This window comes from Janthinobacterium foliorum, from assembly GCF_978021625.1.
In genome coordinates this window covers 292,574-308,399 of record NZ_CDXDQE010000001.1, presented here as the reverse complement: position 1 = coordinate 308,399, position 15,826 = coordinate 292,574, and the positions used below count along the sequence as shown (strand labels likewise).

General features: G+C 62.8%; 15 protein-coding genes. 4 read left to right on the top strand and 11 right to left on the bottom strand.

All coding sequences use genetic code 11. The annotated features are described in order from the left end of the window. Nucleotides 1–39: 39 nt before the first annotated feature. Genes ACZ92H_RS01420 through ACZ92H_RS01410 form a run of 3 tightly spaced genes read left to right on the top strand, consistent with a single transcriptional unit; the run spans nucleotide 40 to nucleotide 3,578 of the window. Nucleotides 40–2,415 carry a heavy metal translocating P-type ATPase gene (locus ACZ92H_RS01420; protein ID WP_465048463.1) on the top strand — a complete coding sequence of 792 codons (2,376 nt, stop codon included), beginning with the start codon at nucleotides 40–42 and terminating at the stop codon, nucleotides 2,413–2,415. After that, nucleotides 2,416–2,835 carry a Cu(I)-responsive transcriptional regulator gene (gene cueR / locus ACZ92H_RS01415; RefSeq protein WP_465048263.1) on the top strand — a complete coding sequence of 140 codons (420 nt, stop codon included), beginning with the start codon at nucleotides 2,416–2,418 and terminating at the stop codon, nucleotides 2,833–2,835. It begins immediately after the preceding gene. A 20-nt stretch (nucleotides 2,836–2,855) separates the two neighbouring features. Next, nucleotides 2,856–3,578, top strand: a complete 723-nt coding sequence (locus tag ACZ92H_RS01410; protein ID WP_465048264.1) for a glutathione S-transferase — start codon at nucleotides 2,856–2,858, stop codon at nucleotides 3,576–3,578. Between the two features lie 49 nt (nucleotides 3,579–3,627). On the opposite strand, the gene ACZ92H_RS01405 is transcribed toward ACZ92H_RS01410, so the two are convergent. The 3 genes from ACZ92H_RS01405 to yidD form a co-directional block, all read right to left on the bottom strand. Further along, complete coding sequence (locus tag ACZ92H_RS01405) at nucleotides 3,628–3,828, bottom strand: heavy-metal-associated domain-containing protein (protein ID WP_131370886.1); 201 nt, start codon at nucleotides 3,826–3,828, stop codon at nucleotides 3,628–3,630. Nucleotides 3,829–3,912: 84 nt separating this feature from the next. Then, nucleotides 3,913–4,854 carry a bestrophin family protein gene (locus tag ACZ92H_RS01400; protein ID WP_131370883.1) on the bottom strand — a complete coding sequence of 314 codons (942 nt, stop codon included), beginning with the start codon at nucleotides 4,852–4,854 and terminating at the stop codon, nucleotides 3,913–3,915. A 268-nt stretch (nucleotides 4,855–5,122) separates the two neighbouring features. Then, on the bottom strand, nucleotides 5,123–5,569 hold the full coding sequence (gene yidD / locus ACZ92H_RS01395; RefSeq protein WP_465048266.1) for a membrane protein insertion efficiency factor YidD: 447 nt from the start codon (nucleotides 5,567–5,569) through the stop codon (nucleotides 5,123–5,125). Nucleotides 5,570–5,798: 229 nt separating this feature from the next. Between yidD and ACZ92H_RS01390 the strand changes: the two genes are divergently transcribed. Continuing rightward, complete coding sequence (locus tag ACZ92H_RS01390; RefSeq protein WP_131370880.1) at nucleotides 5,799–7,166, top strand: NAD-dependent succinate-semialdehyde dehydrogenase; 1,368 nt, start codon at nucleotides 5,799–5,801, stop codon at nucleotides 7,164–7,166. Between the two features lie 24 nt (nucleotides 7,167–7,190). Here ACZ92H_RS01390 and ACZ92H_RS01385 read toward each other — a convergent pair whose 3' ends face one another. The 8 genes from ACZ92H_RS01385 to ACZ92H_RS01350 all read right to left on the bottom strand — a co-directional run bounded on the left by ACZ92H_RS01385 (nucleotide 7,191) and on the right by ACZ92H_RS01350 (nucleotide 15,744). Next, nucleotides 7,191–7,865, bottom strand: a complete 675-nt coding sequence (locus ACZ92H_RS01385) for a site-2 protease family protein (protein WP_465048267.1) — start codon at nucleotides 7,863–7,865, stop codon at nucleotides 7,191–7,193. A gap of 138 nt (nucleotides 7,866–8,003) precedes the next feature. Beyond that, on the bottom strand, nucleotides 8,004–9,815 hold the full coding sequence (locus ACZ92H_RS01380; RefSeq protein WP_465048268.1) for a PhoH family protein: 1,812 nt from the start codon (nucleotides 9,813–9,815) through the stop codon (nucleotides 8,004–8,006). 289 nt (nucleotides 9,816–10,104) lie between these two features. Next, nucleotides 10,105–10,575, bottom strand: a complete 471-nt coding sequence (locus ACZ92H_RS01375; protein WP_131370872.1) for a peroxiredoxin — start codon at nucleotides 10,573–10,575, stop codon at nucleotides 10,105–10,107. A gap of 75 nt (nucleotides 10,576–10,650) precedes the next feature. Further along, a complete protein-coding gene (locus tag ACZ92H_RS01370) occupies nucleotides 10,651–11,610 on the bottom strand; it encodes a polysaccharide deacetylase family protein (protein WP_465048269.1) in 960 nt (319 codons plus the stop codon). After that, complete coding sequence (locus tag ACZ92H_RS01365) at nucleotides 11,610–12,662, bottom strand: bifunctional UDP-4-keto-pentose/UDP-xylose synthase (protein ID WP_465048270.1); 1,053 nt, start codon at nucleotides 12,660–12,662, stop codon at nucleotides 11,610–11,612. The genes ACZ92H_RS01370 and ACZ92H_RS01365 overlap by 1 nt, the downstream gene beginning before the upstream one ends. Nucleotides 12,663–12,683: 21 nt before the next feature. Continuing rightward, nucleotides 12,684–13,601, bottom strand: coding sequence for a formyltransferase (locus ACZ92H_RS01360; protein ID WP_131370866.1), 918 nt, complete (start codon nucleotides 13,599–13,601; stop codon nucleotides 12,684–12,686). After that, nucleotides 13,601–14,596, bottom strand: coding sequence for a glycosyltransferase (locus tag ACZ92H_RS01355; protein ID WP_131370863.1), 996 nt, complete (start codon nucleotides 14,594–14,596; stop codon nucleotides 13,601–13,603). The genes ACZ92H_RS01360 and ACZ92H_RS01355 overlap by 1 nt, the downstream gene beginning before the upstream one ends. Nucleotides 14,597–14,607: 11 nt before the next feature. Next, complete coding sequence (locus tag ACZ92H_RS01350) at nucleotides 14,608–15,744, bottom strand: DegT/DnrJ/EryC1/StrS family aminotransferase (RefSeq protein WP_465048272.1); 1,137 nt, start codon at nucleotides 15,742–15,744, stop codon at nucleotides 14,608–14,610. Nucleotides 15,745–15,826 lie beyond the last annotated feature (82 nt).

Genomic DNA, 15,826 nt, shown 5'->3' with positions numbered 1-15,826 from the left:
GCTCCCGACATTTCCACTTCCGCCACCCATGCGCAGGCCATGGCCATCGAAGGCATGAGCTGCGCCTCGTGCGTGGGCCGCGTGGAAAAAGCCCTGGCCGCCGTGCCGGGCGTGACCGCTGCCAGCGTCAACCTGGCCACGGAAATGGCCAGGGTCACGTCCAGCACGCCGATTCCCCTGGCCAGCTTGCAGGCGGCCGTGGAAAAGGCCGGCTATGCGGTGGCGCAGCGCGAAATCGACCTGAACATCGCCGGCATGACGTGCGCCTCGTGCGTGGGCCGGGTGGAAAAAGCCTTGCTGAAGGTGCCCGGCGTGCTGGCCGCCAGCGTCAACCTGGCCACGGAAAGCGCGCGCGTCAAGGTAACGGGCGAGGCCGATGCGGCTGCGCTGGTCGCCGCCATCGGCAAGGCCGGCTATGCAGCCAAGGTGCCGGCCGCCAGCCAGGCCGGCGCGCCCGCCGCCGCGCCGAACCGCGATGGCATGAAAGTGGCCTTTGCGGCCGTGCTGGCCTTTCCCCTGATGCTGCCCATGCTGCTGGAATGGGCCGGCATCCACCTGATGCTGCCCGGCTGGCTGCAATTTGCCCTGGCGACTCCCGTGCAATTCTATTTCGGCGCGCGCTTCTACAGGGCGGGCTGGAAGGCGGCGCGCGCCGGCAGCGGCAATATGGATCTGCTGGTGGCGCTGGGCACCAGTGCCGCGTATGGCTTGTCCGTCTACCAGTGGCTGACGGCGGGAGAGATGCTGCCGCACCTGTATTTCGAAGCGTCGGCCGTCGTCATCACTCTCGTGCTTCTGGGCAAATGGCTGGAAAGCCGCGCCAAGCGTCAAACGGCCTCGGCCATCCGCGCGCTGCAAGTGCTGCGTCCGGAATCGGCCCGCGTGCGCCGTGATGGCGTGGAGCAAGATTTGCCCGTGGAACAGGTGAAAGTGGGCGACCTGGTGGTGATCCGCCCAGGCGAGCGGGTGGCCGTCGATGGCGTCGTGGTGGAAGGCGCCAGCCAGATCAATGAATCCTTGATCACGGGCGAAAGCCTGCCGGTCGACAAGCATCCGGGCGACAAGGTGACGGGCGGCTCCATCAACGCCGATGGCTTGCTGCTGGTGCGCACGCAAGCCGTGGGCGGCGAGACGACCCTGTCGCGCATCATCCGCCTGGTGGAGGATGCGCAGGCGGCCAAGGCGCCCATCCAGCACCTGGTCGACAAGGTCAGTGCGGTCTTTGTTCCCGTGGTGCTGGTGCTGGCGCTGCTGACCATGCTGGGCTGGTGGTTCGCCACGGGCGAGCTGGAGAACGCCATCATCAATGCCGTGGCCGTGCTGGTCATCGCCTGCCCGTGCGCGCTGGGCCTGGCCACGCCGACGGCCATCATGGCCGGCACGGGCGTGGCCGCCCGCTACGGCATCCTGATCAAGGATGCGGAAGCGCTGGAAGTGGCGCACGCCGTCACCACCGTCGTGTTCGACAAGACGGGCACCCTGACGGTGGGCAAACCCGCTCTGGCGGCCCTGCATGCGCACGGCATAGCCGAAGCGCGGCTGCTGCAGCTGGCGGCCAGCATCCAGCGCGGTAGCGAACACAGCCTGGCGACGGCCGTGCTCGACGCGGCCAGCGCGCGCGCCATCGCCCCCTTGCCCGCCACGGCCCTGTCGGCCTTGCCGGGGCGCGGCCTGGCGGCCCAGGTCGACGGGCTGGACTTGAAACTGGGCAGCACGCGGCTGATGCAGGAAGAGGGCGTGGACATGGCGCCCTTGGCGGCCCAGGCCTTGTCGCTGGAAAACACGGGCAATACGATTTCCTGGCTGGCATCGGGTACGCAGCTGCTGGGCCTGTTTGCTTTCAGCGACCAGGTCAAGCCCGGCGCGCAGGCCGCGATTGCCCATCTGCACAGCCTGGGTATCCGCACGGTGATGTTGACGGGCGACAACCAGGGCAGCGCGGACGCCGTCGGCACCTTGCTGGGCATCGATACGGTGGTGGCGAAAATGCTGCCTGGTGATAAAACCGCTAAAATTGTCGCGCTGAAAGGCGCGGGCGCGAAAGTGGCCATGGTGGGCGACGGCATCAACGATGCGCCCGCCCTGGCGGCGGCCGACGTGGGCATCGCCATGTCGACCGGCACGGACGTGGCCATGCATGCGGCCGGCATTACCCTGATGCGCGGCGATCCGGCCCTGGTGGCGGACGCCATCGATATCTCGCGCCGCACCTACAGCAAGATACGGCAGAATCTGTTCTGGGCATTTATCTACAATATGATCGGCATTCCGCTGGCCGCCTGCGGCTTGCTCAACCCCATGGTGGCGGGCGCGGCGATGGCCTTCAGTTCCGTCAGCGTGATCAGCAATGCCCTGTTGCTGCGCCGCTGGACAGCCCGCAGTGATTCAGGTAGCGCGCACAGCAAGGAGTCTTGAATGAATATCGGACAGGCAGCCAGTGAAACGGGCGTCTCGGCAAAAATGATACGCTACTACGAGAGCATTTCCCTGTTAAAACCCAGCGCGCGCAGCGACGCGGGCTACCGCATCTACACGCCCAATGATTTGCACGCCCTGCGTTTCATCAAGCGCGCGCGCGGGCTGGGCTTTTCTCTGGAGCAGATCCGCGAATTGCTGTCGCTGTGGCAAAACGACCAGCGCGCCAGCGCCGACGTGAAAGGCATCGCGCTGGCGCATGTGGCCGACTTGAACAAGCGCATCGCCGAGTTGACGGAGATGCGCGACACCCTGGCCCACCTGGCGCAGTCGTGCCATGGCGACGACAAGCCCGATTGCCCCATCCTGCAAAGCCTGGGCCTGGCCAGTGAAGCAGATACGAAAGCGTGTTGCCATTGAACTAAAACAAGGGGTACGGCATGGCCTATGAACTGTACTACTGGCCCACGATACAGGGACGTGGCGAATTCATCCGGCTGGCGCTGGAAGAGGCGGGCGCCGACTACCGCGACATCGCCCGTTTGCCCGAACGCAAGGGCCAGGGCATGCCCGCCATGCTGGCTTGCCTCGATGGCGACAGCACGCCGCATGCGGCCTACGCGCCGCCCGTGCTGCGCGATGGCGAGTTGCTGATCGGCCAGACACCAAATATCCTGTTCTACCTGGGCCGGCGCCTGGGCCTGGCGCCCAGGGCGGAAAGCGGGCGCCTGTGGCTGAACCAGCTGCAGTTGACGATGGCCGACTGGCTGACGGAAGTGCACGACACGCATCACCCGCTGTCGATGAATCAGTATTACGCAGAGCAAAAGCAGGCGGCCATGCTGCGCAGCGCGGATTTCCGCGCCACGCGCCTGCCCAAGTTCCTCGATTATTTCACGCAAGTCTTGCTGCACAGCCGCGGCTCCTACCTGGCCGGGGCAAAACTCACGTATGCCGACCTGTCGCTGTTCCAGATGCTGGCCGGTCTGCGCTATGCGTTTCCGCAAGCCATGGCGCGCCTGGCGCCCGCCTATCCGGCCCTGTACGCGCTGCACGATGCCGTGGCGGCGCGGCCGAATATCGCCCGCTACCTGCAGTCGACGCGCCGCATTGCCTTCAATCAAGATGGCATCTTCCGCCACTACCCGGAGCTGGACGGGTAAACAACAACAGCCGGCGCAAGGGCCGGCTGTCTCGTCGAGGCTGCTGCTGTTACTGCGCAGTGGTGACGGGGTAGCCCGCTTCCACGATGGCGGCGCTGATGGCGCCCAGTTCGGCGGACGACTCCACCTTGACGCTCTTGCTGGCCAGGTCGATCTGCACCTGGGCGGCGGGATCGATGCCTTGCACCGCTTTCGTGACCGAGCCGACGCAATGGCCGCAGCTCATGTTTTCAACTTGTAACTGATACATGGCAAGCACTCCTTGAATGATTAAGTGCTTCCACTGTAAGCCTTGCCCCGGTGGGAAGGTCAAGCGGAAGCGTTATCGCGCAGCTCAATGGAGCAGGAAATCGTTGGCTTGCATGGGCGGCGGCACATTGTCGTCCTGCAAGGATTCGCGCAGGCTGATTTCGATGGCGCGGCACATGGCCGACAGCGGCAGGTCGTTGGCGTCTTCGCCGAACGGTTCCTCGATCTCGTCGCCCAGCGCATCGAGGCCAAAGAAGGTGTAGGCGACGATGGCGACGACGAACGGCGTCATGAAACCGAGCGAATCGACAAGGCCGAAGGGCAGCAGGAAACAGTACAGATAAGCCGTGCGGTGCAGCAGCAGCGAATACGAGAAAGGGATCGGCGTGCTGCGGATGCGTTCGCACGAGGCGCCCGCGCCCACCATGGCCGAGACCGTGTTATCGATCTGCGTGGCCAGGATGCTGTCGATGCGTCCCTGCTCGAGGCAATCGGCCAGGTCGTGGCCCATCTGCAGCATCAGGTAGTCGGACGGGTTCGAGGCCTTGCAGGCGGCATCCCATTCGGCCGGGCGCAGCAGCGGCTGCAAGTCGGCCGGGCCCCGCGTGTCGCGCAGCTGGTGGCGCAGCGCGTGGCAAAAGGCGATGGTGCGGTAAATCATGCGCACGCGCACGTCATCGAGGCCCAGTTTGGCGTGGGCCAGGGTGTCGCTGCGTATCATGGTCTGGCATTGGCGCGAGAAGTTACGGCTGCGCAAAACGAGTTCGCCCCACAATTTGCGTGCTTCCCAGTAGCGGTCGTAGGCTGCCGTGTTGCGGAAGCCCAGGAAGATCGCCAGCGGCAAGCCAATCAGGGTGAACGGGATGGTGGTCAGGATGACCTTGTGGTCGAACAGGGTGCCATGACACCAGGTAACGATGGTGGCGATCAGGGTATTGACGATGAGGGTGGTGCGGATGCGGGGCAGGACGGAGCCGCGTACCACCAGGAACAGCCGTAGCGCCGAAGGACGCTCGCGCACGATCATGCTGCGCTCCCTGTTGCGGGGCAGGCTAACGGTAAAAGCCGCGCCCTGTTCTTGTTATGGAAAAACCATTGTGTGGAATGGCAGAGTGGCAAAAGCCGGGAACAAAAAGCCCGCTGTGTGTGCGGGCCGAGCTGGGTGTGCATGGGGAGCAGTGTAGAGGAGACGGCATGAGTATAGGCCGCAGCTTTGCTTCCGGCCAATTCATAGTGGGGATAGGGGTTATTCATTTTATGAATGAATATTTCATTTATAAGTTCCGAAATGAATTTCAGTTTCCATGCCCTTGTCCCTGGCGGATCTTCTTGCGGTGCTCCGCTTGCTGTTTTTTTAAGGCGGCGCTCGACGCATAGCCGCTGCCGGACCACGTGGAATTTCTGTTGCGGCCGGGCCAACGCAGGCTGAGCAGATCGACCAGGTCGGCGCAGTCGCAGGCACAGTCGCCGCAATCGGCGACAGGCAGGTCGCAGTATCCCGCCTGCGCCCGATGGCGCGCGCTGCGTCCCGGGGCATGCGCCGCCCGGTGCTGGCGATGCCGCTCGCCGCAGGCGCGCAAGCGGCGCTGCAGCAGGGGCCAGCCCACGCGCAAGCCTTGCCGGGCGATGACCTTGTAGCCATACGCGGAACAACTGTCGCCTCCCGCCAGCACGCGGTAGGCGCAGGAAAAACCTTTATAGGGCGACAGGTAGCGCTGATAGGCGCGGATACCCCGCAGCACGGCCGTTGCGGCGCAGCGTACGAGAAACGTCGTCGGGCTGGAAGTGATTGCCTGCTCCTGCTGTTTAACATGACAAGCAGCATACTGCGCCACATGCAGCCCAGCAACTGATTTGTCGCTGCGTACGTCTCGCCACTATGTTCGTCCCCGTACTGTCGGCTGTCTTGCCGACACGCATACTGTGCAGCTGCCCCACGCAATCCCGGGGCGCCACGATCAAGGAAAACCGATGAGCTACCAGACCACGAATCCCTACAGCGAACAGACCGAGCAGACCTTTCCGGCGCACAGCGATGCGCAGATGGAAAGCATCCTGGCCAAGGCGGCCACCACCTTTGAAGGCGACTGGCGCAGGCGCAGCTTTGCCGAGCGCAAGGCCGTGGTGAAGCAGGCCGCGGCCCTGCTGAAGGAGCAGCGCGATGCCTTTGCCAAGCTGATTACGGTGGAAATGGGCAAGCTGTTCAAGGAAGCGCAGCAGGAGGTAGCGCTGTGCGTCAAGATTCTTGATTACTACGCCGATAATGCCGAGCAATTCCTCGCGCCCAAACCGCTCGACGTCAAGCGCGGCGAGGCGACCGTGGAAATCGCGCCGCTGGGCGTCATCTTCTGCGTCGAGCCGTGGAATTTTCCATATTACCAACTGGCCAGGGTAGCGGGACCGAACCTGATGGCAGGCAATACCCTGGTGGTCAAACATGCGTCCAACGTGCCCCAGTGCGCGCTGGCCTTTGAAAAATTGTTCCTCGACGCGGGCGCGCCGGCTGGCGCTTACACGAACGCATTCTTTTCCAGTGAACAAGTGGCCACGGCCATTGCCGATCCGCGCGTGCAGGGCGTGGCGCTGACGGGCAGCGAGCGGGCCGGCGCTTCCGTGGCGGCCACGGCAGGCAAAGCCTTGAAAAAAACCACAATGGAACTGGGCGGCAGCGACGCCTTCATCGTGCTCGACGACGCCGACATGGACCTGGCCGTCAAGCTGGCCGTCATCGGCCGCATCCAGAACGCGGGCCAGGTGTGCGATGGATCGAAACGCTTCATTGTGCTCGACAGCGTCGCCGACGTGTTCCTCGAACGCTTCCAGGCGGAACTGGCGACATTGCAGCCAGGCGACCCCATGGACGCTGACACCACCCTGGCGCCCCTGTCCAGCCAGGCTGCGCTGGAACTGGCCGTCAAGCAAATCGGCCAGGCCGTTGAAGGGGGCGCCAAGGTGCTGCTGGGCGGCAAGCGCATCGCGCGCCAGGGCTATTTCCTGCAGCCGACCATCCTGACCGAGGTGGCGCCGTCGAATCCCGTGTATTACCAGGAATTCTTTGCGCCTGTGGCCATGATTTTCCGTGTCAGCAACGAGCAGGAAGCCATCGCCCTGGCAAATGATTCGCCGTTCGGCCTGGGCGGCACCATCATCACGGCCGATGTGGCGCGTGGCAAGCGCCTGGCCAGCCAGATCGAGACGGGCATGGTGTTCATCAATTCGCCCGCCATCACGGCGCCCGACCTGCCGTTCGGCGGCGTGAAGCACTCGGGCTACGGCCGCGAATTGTCGGACCTGGGCATCATGGAATTCGTCAACCGCAAGCTGGTGCTGGTGGGCTGACAGGATGACGCCGGGGGCGCAGCCTTACGCCCCCGGCGCGTGCCAGCCATACCAGCCGAATGCCGCCAGCCACGCCAGCAAGACCGCCAGCCCTGGCAGCAACAGCCACTGCGCCACCGTCTCTTCCCAGGCCACGTACGGCTGGCCGCCGCGCGCGAGGGCCAGCAGCGCCTGCCCACCGTTCAGGCCGCCAAACGGCAGCAGGTTGAACGCGCACAGCTTGATGGTGCACAGGGCGAAGACCGCCGCCAAGCCGTGCGTGCGCGCAAACGCCTCGCCTTCACCCAGCAGTTCCTGTGCCGTCGACAACGGCGCCAGCGCGCCGTGCACGATCTGCCCGAATGCCGCGAGAAAACGCTCCCAGCCCGACGCTCCCAGAATGCCCAGCGACAAGGCCAGCAAGATGGCTACGCCGCTCAGGGGTAGCAGCACCTGTTTCCACAGGGGCTGGAAGTTGTAGGCGTCGCGGCAGGGATCATCGTCATACAAGGTTTCCTCGCGCGTATCTTTCAGCGCCACATTGCCCGCCAGGGGCAGCAGCCTGACGCGGACTTTGCCCAGGGCCAGCAGCGTCGGCCCCACGCCATAGCTGATGTGGCGCACGCGGATGCCAAACGCCACGGCGCATATGGCCATGACGGAAAGGTGCACGTAGGTGAAAAGGACTAGGCAGAGCAGCAACTGGAAGGCGGGATGCATCGGATACGGTTTCCGGACAAAGGGGAGCGGTATTAGACCATGCTGCCAGGAAAACCCGCGCACATGAAAAAAGCCCCGCCCGCATCGCTGCGGCCGGGGCTTTTGAATGGCGAGGCGGCTGATGCCGCCCGCTGCAACTTACAGCACTTCGCTGGCGTGGTCCGCCAGGCGCGAACGCTCGCCGCGCGCCAGGGTGACGTGGCCGCTGTGCGACCAGCCCTTGAAGCGGTCGACCACGTAGGTCAGGCCGCTGGAGCCTTCCGTCAGGTAGGGCGTGTCGATCTGCGCGATGTTGCCCAGGCACAGGATCTTCGTGCCGGGACCGGCGCGCGTGACCAGGGTCTTGACCTGTTTCGGCGTCAGGTTCTGCGCTTCATCGATGATGAGGAACTTGTTGACGAAGGTGCGGCCGCGCATGAAGTTGAGCGACTTGATCTTGATGCGCGAGCGGATCAGGTCTTGCGTTGCCGCACGGCCCCATTCGCCGCCATCCGAGTCGGATTTGTTCAGCACTTCCAGGTTGTCGTCGAAGGCGCCCATCCACGGCGACATCTTTTCTTCTTCCGTGCCCGGCAGGAAACCGATGTCTTCGCCCACCGGCACCGTTACGCGGGTGACGATGATTTCGTTGTAGAGCTTGGTTTCCAGCACTTGCGCCAGGCCGGCGGCCAGGGCCAGCAGGGTCTTGCCGGTACCGGCCTGGCCCAGCAGGGTGACGAAGTCGCATTCCGGATTCATCAGCAGGTTCAAGGCGAAGTTCTGCTCGCGGTTGCGCGCCGTCACGCCCCACACATTGTTCTTCGTATGGCTGAAGTCGCGCAGGGTTTGCAGCACGGCCGTTTTGCCGTTGATCTGTTTCACCTGGCCATAGAACGGCGCTTCGCCGTTTTTCGGTTCCAGATAGATGAACTGGTTGACCAGCATCGACGGCACGAACGGACCCGTCACGCGGTAGAACGTGGAGCTGTAGCCGTTCTTGCTTTCCTGCCACGATTCCATGTCCTTGCCGTGCTTGTTCCAGAAGTCGTCCGGCAGCTGCACGATGCCCGAATACAGCAAGTCCGTGTCTTCCAGCACATGGTCATTGAAGTAATCTTCGGCCGGCAAGCCCAGGGCGCGCGCCTTGATGCGCATGTTGATGTCCTTCGACACCAGCACCACGGGGCGGCCATCCTGCTCCGATTCCAGCGAGCGCACGACGGCGAGGATCTGGTTGTCGGCCTTGCCTACTGGCAAACCTGCCGGCAGGTCGGCGCTTTGCAGGCGCGTCTGGAAGAACAGGCGGCCCTTGGCGTCCTTGTTGCCCAGCTTGGACAGCGGGATGCCGTGTTCGATGGCGTCGTCGTCCGTGTTGCTGATCAGGGCATCGAGGGTGCGCGACACCTGGCGGGCATTGCGCGCCACTTCCGTCATGCCCTTCTTATGGTTGTCCAGCTCTTCCAGGGTCATCATCGGCAGGTACACATCGTGTTCCTCGAAGCGGAACAGCGACGATGGATCGTGCATCAGCACGTTGGTGTCGAGCACGAACAGCTTCGACAGGCCGCGCTGGTCGGCGGCGCGGCTGACGGAAGACTTGAGCTGCACTTCGACGGCCTTGTGCTTGGCCGGATGCGGCTGCTCGGCCTGCTTGGCGGACTTGATCGGCGTGACCTTGCCTTTCGCCGCCGGCCTGGCTTTGGCGGCAGGCGCCGCTGCGGCAACGGGTGCGGCAGCCACGGGCGCCGGCGTTGCCACTGGCTTGGCGACCATCAGGGCCGCCACTTGCTTGATCTTCGTGGCCGCATTGCGGACCGGCTTGGCAACTTCGGCGATCGCCGCTTCAATGATCGGTGCAGCCACTTTCTTGGCTGCCGGGGTTTTCGTGGCCGGGCGCGCTGCGCCTGCGGTTGGGTAATCTTGGGTGGCCAGGATGGTGGCTGGCTTGCTCGGTAATTTTGGCAGTGGCATCAGGATCTCAATCAAAAAATTTCTGGAATGAATCGCCCATGGGCAGCCAGCTTCTGGCGGCACTTCTCATGGGGTGGATGCGGGGGAACAACAATGCTACAGGACGAGAAACTGCCGGAAGGCCGGCAGCATGGCCGGTCATGGACGCCATCGGCGGGCTGGTGGCCCGCCTGGCGCAGTGGGTGGAGGCGCTTCGTTGACTCAAAATGGCGATAGGTACCGTGAACTGAACTGCGGTTGAACTAAGCTCGCTGGAAGCCGGCAACGCGCATGTGATCAGGAACGATGATCATTTCAGATGCGCTACGAATTCCAGCACTTCTTCCACGTGAGTTGCGACCTTCACGCCTCTCCATTCTTTCACCAATCGGCCCTGGGCGTCAATCACAAACGTGCTGCGCTCGACGCCACGGACCGTCTTGCCGTACATCTGTTTCATCTTCATGACGTTAAACAGCTGGCAAACGGCTTCGTCCGGGTCGGAAATGAGCTCGAACGGCAGTTCCAGCTTGGCCTTGAAGCTTTCGTGCGAGCGCAGGGAATCGCGGCTGATGCCGTAGATTTCCACGCCGGCAGCGACGAATTGCGGATAAGCATCGCGGAAAGCGATGTTTTCAGTGGTGCAGCCTGGAGTATTGTCCTTGGGATAGAAAAACAAGACCGTCGCCTTGGCCGGACGGCCCAGCAACTGGAAAGTCTTGCCGCTGGTCATGGCAGCGGTAAAGTCGGGAATGCTAACGAGGGATTGGCTATCAGCCACAGGTTCTCTCCTGAACGGTGATCATCAGCGCTGTTTTTTAACCTGGCAACGCATCCAGGTGCAACAATACAGCATTCAGGCCGCTTTGCCCTGCACAATCAGGCGTCCCGAACGCCCTGGCAATTCATCCCAGGTAATGGGACAAACGGGCAGGTCCGTGTTTTTTATCTTTTCATAATAATCGCCCATCGACGCGAACTGATAGCCCTGGGCTTTCCAGCCAGCCAGCAGTTGCTCGAAAATGGGGGCGAGTTTCTGTCCTTCAAGTTCCGCGTGCAAGGTATACACGTGATCGCGGGGATTGTCCGCCGTCAGCGACAGGATATGCGCGGCGACATTGCTCGTCGTGATCAGCTTGCCGTCGATTTCACAGCCCAGCAGCTCATCCAGCGTGGGCAGGGTGGTCGGCAATTGCACGCAGCGCAGGATGGTGTTGCCATTGCGCACGCGGTGCGGCCCCTGCGCCGCGTGCGTCATGGCGCCGCGCGCGTCGAGCATGGCGCGGCCGTCGGAAGCGTAGCGGTAGCCCGCCGTGTCGTGCTCGACAAAGGCGCTGACATTCATTTGCCAGCCCGCCGCGCCGTGCGTGTGCGGCTTGGCGCCGAACACCTGCTCATAGCGGTTGGCGGCCTTGCGCATCATGGTGATGGTCCAGGCGGCGTTGCGCTTGGCCACGTTGTCTTGCCACAGGGTGTGATCCCAGGTGTGGATGCCGCACTCGAACCCGGCATCGCGCACGGCGCGCAATTGCGCCGCGCATTGCTTGCCGATATCGGGTCCCGGCAGCAAAGTGCCGTACATCAATGTTTTCAAGCCATAGTGTTCGACCACCGAAGTGCGCGACACCTTGCTGAAAAAGCCGGGCCGCAAGGCGCGCCGCAAGGCCCAGCCCGTATGGTCGGGGCCCAGCGAGAACAGAAAAGTGGCGTTTGCCTGGTGCGCCAGCAGCATGCGCACCAGATTGCCCATGCCTACACGGGTGCCGCGATAGGTATCGACGTCGATCTTCAGGGTCAGGAACGGCTTGCTCAACATTAATCCATCAAGGCTTTGGCTTGGGCTACCTGGCTGCGGTAGGCGTCGAAAATATTGCGCAGGGAATCGGCCATGGAGGTGCTTGGCGCCCAGCCCAGTTCTTCGCAGGTATTCGTGATTTTCGGCACGCGGTTCTGCACGTCCTGGTAGCCGGCGCCATAGTAGGCACCCGAGGTCGTTTCCACGATTTTCACATGTTTCGCGCCTTCGGCGTATTCCGGGTACTCGGCGGCCAGGGTCAGCATCATGGCGGCCAGGTCGCGGATCGAGTAATTGTTAACCGGATTGCCAATGTTGTAGATCTTGCCGCTGGCGATGCCGTTCTTGTTGGCGATGATGCGGATCAGCGCATCGATGCCGTCGTCGATGTAGGTGAACGCGCGTTTTTGCGCGCCGCCGTCGACCAGCGAGATGTTTTCGCCGCGCACGATATGGCCGAAGAATTGCGTCACCACGCGCGACGAGCCTTCTTTTGGCGTGTGGATCGAATCGAGGCCGGCGCCGATCCAGTTGAACGGACGGAACAGGGTGAAGTTCAGGCCTTCCATGCCGTAGCCCCAGATCACGCGGTCCATCAGCTGCTTGGCGTTCGAGTAGATCCAGCGCGGCTTGTTGATCGGGCCGCAGATCAGTTCCGAGTTTTCCGGGTCGAATTCCTCGTCGTGGCACATGCCATACACTTCCGAGGTCGACGGGAAGACCAGGTGCTTGCCGTACTTGGCGGCCGAACGCACGATCGGCAGGTTGGCTTCGAAGTCCAGTTCGAACACGCGCAGCGGCTGCTTGACGTAGGTCGATGGGGTGGCGATGGCCACCAGCGGCAGGATCACATCGCATTTCTTGATGTGGTACTCGACCCATTCCTTGTTGATCGTGATGTCGCCTTCGAAGAAGTGCATGCGCGACTTGTAGTTGTCGTCGTCCAGCAATTCCGTGATGCGGTCCGTGTTCATGTCCATGCCATAGACATGCCAGTCGGTGGTTTCCAGGATGCGCTTGGACAGGTGGTGGCCGATGAAGCCGTTGACGCCTAAGATGAGGACTTTTTTCATGTGAGATTCTCTTGAGTGATATCAGTGTGTGCTGACGTGGGTGGTCAGACTTGCTTGCAATTGTTTGGCCGAAATCGGCTCCCCGGCAGCCCTCAGCGCGGAAATGGCCAACATGCGGCCGTCTCCGCAGACGCCAAAGATGCAATTATCCACTACCGCCAAGCCCGGTGGCAAACTTCCCGCAGGCTGTTTGCTTAAACGGGCTTTTTCGATGATGTAAACGACATTGTTGACTTCAGTAAATGCACCAGGATACGGCGGCGCGACTGCCCGGTGCAGGTTGTAAACCTGTTGCGCGGGCAAGGACCAGTCGATGCGGCCGTCTTCCGGCTTGCGGCCGCCAAAGTAGCCGCCCTGGCGCAGATCGTTCGGCTGGCGTGGCGCCGTGCCGTCGAGCAAGCCCGGCAGCACGCCCCACAGGGTCTGTTCCGCCGCCACGGTAACCTTGCCGAAGACTTCGAAGGCCGTGTCGTCGGGCAGGATGGGCACGGCCGTTTGCGCCACGATGGCGCCCGCGTCCGGCTTGACCGTCATTTCGTGCAAGGTGGCGCCTGTCTGCGTGGCGCCGTGCAGCACGGCCCAGTTGACGGGCGCGCGGCCGCGGAACTGCGGCAGCAGCGAACCGTGCATATTGTAGGCGGGCGCGACTTCCAAGATGCTAGCCGGCAGCATGTGACGGTAGTAAAAACTGAACAGCATGTCCGGCCTGGCCGCCTGCACCTGCGCCAGCAGTTCCGGCGCGCGGGCATCGCCCGGCGTGATGTATGGAATGCCTTCTTCCTGGCACAGGCTGGCGACGGATTCGAACCACAGGTTTTCCGTGGGGCTGTCTTCGTGCGTGACCACCAGGGCGATATCGACGCCGCCCGCCAGCAGCACCTTGATGCAGCGCACGCCCACATTGTGGTAGCCGAAGACGACGGCGCGTGGCGCGGCCATCAGCGGGCCACCTGGCGTTTTTCCAGGCGCACGTGCGGCTCGGCTTCCGCTTCCGCCTGGGCCATGCCGTCCTGCAAGATGGTCTGCACCACATAGCGGGGACGGGCGCGTACCTGCTGGAAGATGCGGCCCACGTACTCGCCCACCAGACCGATGCCGAACAGGATCACGCCCATGAAGAAGAAGGCGATGGCAAACAGCGTGAACACGCCTTCGGCTTCCGCGCCCAGCAGGAAGCGGCGGATCAGCAGATACACCACCAGCAGGGCGGAACTGGCCGACAGCAGCATGCCCAGCATGGAGAAGATTTGCAGCGGGATCAGCGAAAAGCCCGTGACCAGGTCGAAATTCAGGCGGATCAGGCTGTACAGCGAGTACTTCGACTCGCCGGCCGCCCGTTCCTCATGCTCGACGGTAATTTCCGTGGGCTTGCGGGCGAAGGTATAGGCCAGTGCCGGCACGAAGGTGTTGACCTCGGCGCACTGGTTGACCAGGTCGATCACATTGCGGCCATAGGCGCGCAGCATGTTGCCCTGGTCGGTGATCTTGATGTTGGTGATGCGCTCGCGCAGGCGGTTCATCATTTTCGAGGCCAGGGTGCGCCAGGCGGAATCTTGCCGCTTGCGCCGGATCGAGCCCACGTAATCGTAGCCTTCGCGCATCTTCGCCACCAGGTTGCCGATTTCCTCGGGCGGGTTTTGCAGGTCGGCGTCCAGCGTGATCATGATCTGCCCGCGCGACGCTTCGAAGCCGGCCAGGATGGCCATGTGCTGTCCATAGTTGCCGTTGAACAAAATCACGCGCGTGACGTCGGGGCGCTGGCGGAACTGCTCTGCCAGGATGGCCACCGAGTTGTCGCGGCTGCCATCGTTGATGAAAAGGATTTCGTAGCTCGTCTGCAAGGCATCGAGGGCCGGATACAGGCGCGCGAACAGGCTGGCCAGGCCATCCTGTTCGTTATAGATTGGAATGATAATGGACAGTTCAGGTTTCATCGGCACGCTGCTCACTTGATGAGGATGGATTTGACGGTGGCGACGGCGCGTTCCACGTCCTGTGTCGTCATGGCGTAGAACATCGGCAAGGTCACGGTCAGGCGGCCGATCTTTTCCGAGACGGGGAACATGCCTTCGGTAAAGCCACGTTCGCGGTACAGGGTAAACAGGTGGATCGGTGCGTAATGATAGCCCGTGCCCACGTTTTGCTGCGCCATGGCCTGCATGAACGCGGCGCGCGTGCCGGGGCCATTGTCGGGCAGGATGATCTGGAACAAATGCCAGTTGCTGTTTTCAAAGTCCTGCACGGGCAGCTGGGCGCCGCTGGCCGCTTCGAAATCGCTGCCGAACTGCTCGAAATAATGGCGCGCCAGGGCGCGGCGGTGTGCCGTGATGGCCTTGATGTGGGCGAACTGGCCCAGGCCGATGGCGGCCATGATGTCGCTCATGTTGTATTTGCCGCCGAGCACGTCGACGTCGATGCCATCGACACCGCTGCGCGTGACGCCCTGCAGCCGGTATTTTTCGGCCAGCTTCGCTTCTTCCAGGTTGTTCAGCACCAGCGCGCCGCCTTCGCCCGTGGTGATGTTCTTGTTGGCCTGGAAGCTGAACGAGACGAAGTCGCCGAACGCGCCGATGCGCTTGCCTTTCCATTCGGAACCGAAGGCTTGCGCCGCGTCTTCCACGACCCTTAAATTGTACTTTTCCGCGATCGCGTACAGGCGGTCCATGTCGACGGGCAAGCCCGACAGGTAGACGGGAATGATGGCGCGCGTAGCGGGCGTGATGGCCGCTTCCAGCTTGTCGAGGTCGATATTGCGGGTGACGGGATCGATATCGGCGAACACGGGAGTGGCACCCACTTCGATGATGACGTTGGCCGTCGCGACCCATGACACGGGCGTGGTGATGACTTCGTCACCGGGGCCGATGCCGGCGATGCGCAGCGCGATTTCCATGGTGCAGGTGCCCGAGTTGAAGGTGCGCACGGGGCGCCCGCCGAAGTACTCGGACAGCTGGGCTTCGAAGGCTTGCACTTTCGGTCCGCTGGTGATCCAGCCGGAGCGCAGCACCTCGCCCACGGCGGCGATGGTCGCTTCATCGATGGTGGGTTTGGAAAATGGCAAAAAGGGCAGGGTAGAGGTCATGGGCGCGGTTCTCGAGTAAATGTGATTCGGCGTCGCACAGGCCGCCGGCGCGATCCACTTGCGCAGGCAGGCATGGCTATTC

Excerpts from the sequence above, each read along its gene's own strand:
- ACZ92H_RS01420 (WP_465048463.1), top strand. The coding sequence starts at position 40 with ATGGCCATCGAAGGCATGAGCTGCGCCTCGTGCGTGGGCCGCGTGGAA.
- ACZ92H_RS01355 (WP_131370863.1), bottom strand. The coding sequence starts at position 14,596 with ATGAAACCTGAACTGTCCATTATCATTCCAATCTATAACGAACAGGAT.
- ACZ92H_RS01400 (WP_131370883.1), bottom strand. The coding sequence starts at position 4,854 with ATGATCGTGCGCGAGCGTCCTTCGGCGCTACGGCTGTTCCTGGTGGTA.
- ACZ92H_RS01350 (WP_465048272.1), bottom strand. The coding sequence starts at position 15,744 with ATGACCTCTACCCTGCCCTTTTTGCCATTTTCCAAACCCACCATCGAT.
- ACZ92H_RS01390 (WP_131370880.1), top strand. The coding sequence starts at position 5,799 with ATGAGCTACCAGACCACGAATCCCTACAGCGAACAGACCGAGCAGACC.
- ACZ92H_RS01410 (WP_465048264.1), top strand. The coding sequence starts at position 2,856 with ATGGCCTATGAACTGTACTACTGGCCCACGATACAGGGACGTGGCGAA.
- ACZ92H_RS01360 (WP_131370866.1), bottom strand. The coding sequence starts at position 13,601 with ATGGCCGCGCCACGCGCCGTCGTCTTCGGCTACCACAATGTGGGCGTG.
- cueR (WP_465048263.1), top strand. The coding sequence starts at position 2,416 with ATGAATATCGGACAGGCAGCCAGTGAAACGGGCGTCTCGGCAAAAATG.
- ACZ92H_RS01380 (WP_465048268.1), bottom strand. The coding sequence starts at position 9,815 with ATGCCACTGCCAAAATTACCGAGCAAGCCAGCCACCATCCTGGCCACC.
- ACZ92H_RS01385 (WP_465048267.1), bottom strand. The coding sequence starts at position 7,865 with ATGCATCCCGCCTTCCAGTTGCTGCTCTGCCTAGTCCTTTTCACCTAC.
- ACZ92H_RS01365 (WP_465048270.1), bottom strand. The coding sequence starts at position 12,662 with ATGAAAAAAGTCCTCATCTTAGGCGTCAACGGCTTCATCGGCCACCAC.
- ACZ92H_RS01370 (WP_465048269.1), bottom strand. The coding sequence starts at position 11,610 with ATGTTGAGCAAGCCGTTCCTGACCCTGAAGATCGACGTCGATACCTAT.
- ACZ92H_RS01405 (WP_131370886.1), bottom strand. The coding sequence starts at position 3,828 with ATGTATCAGTTACAAGTTGAAAACATGAGCTGCGGCCATTGCGTCGGC.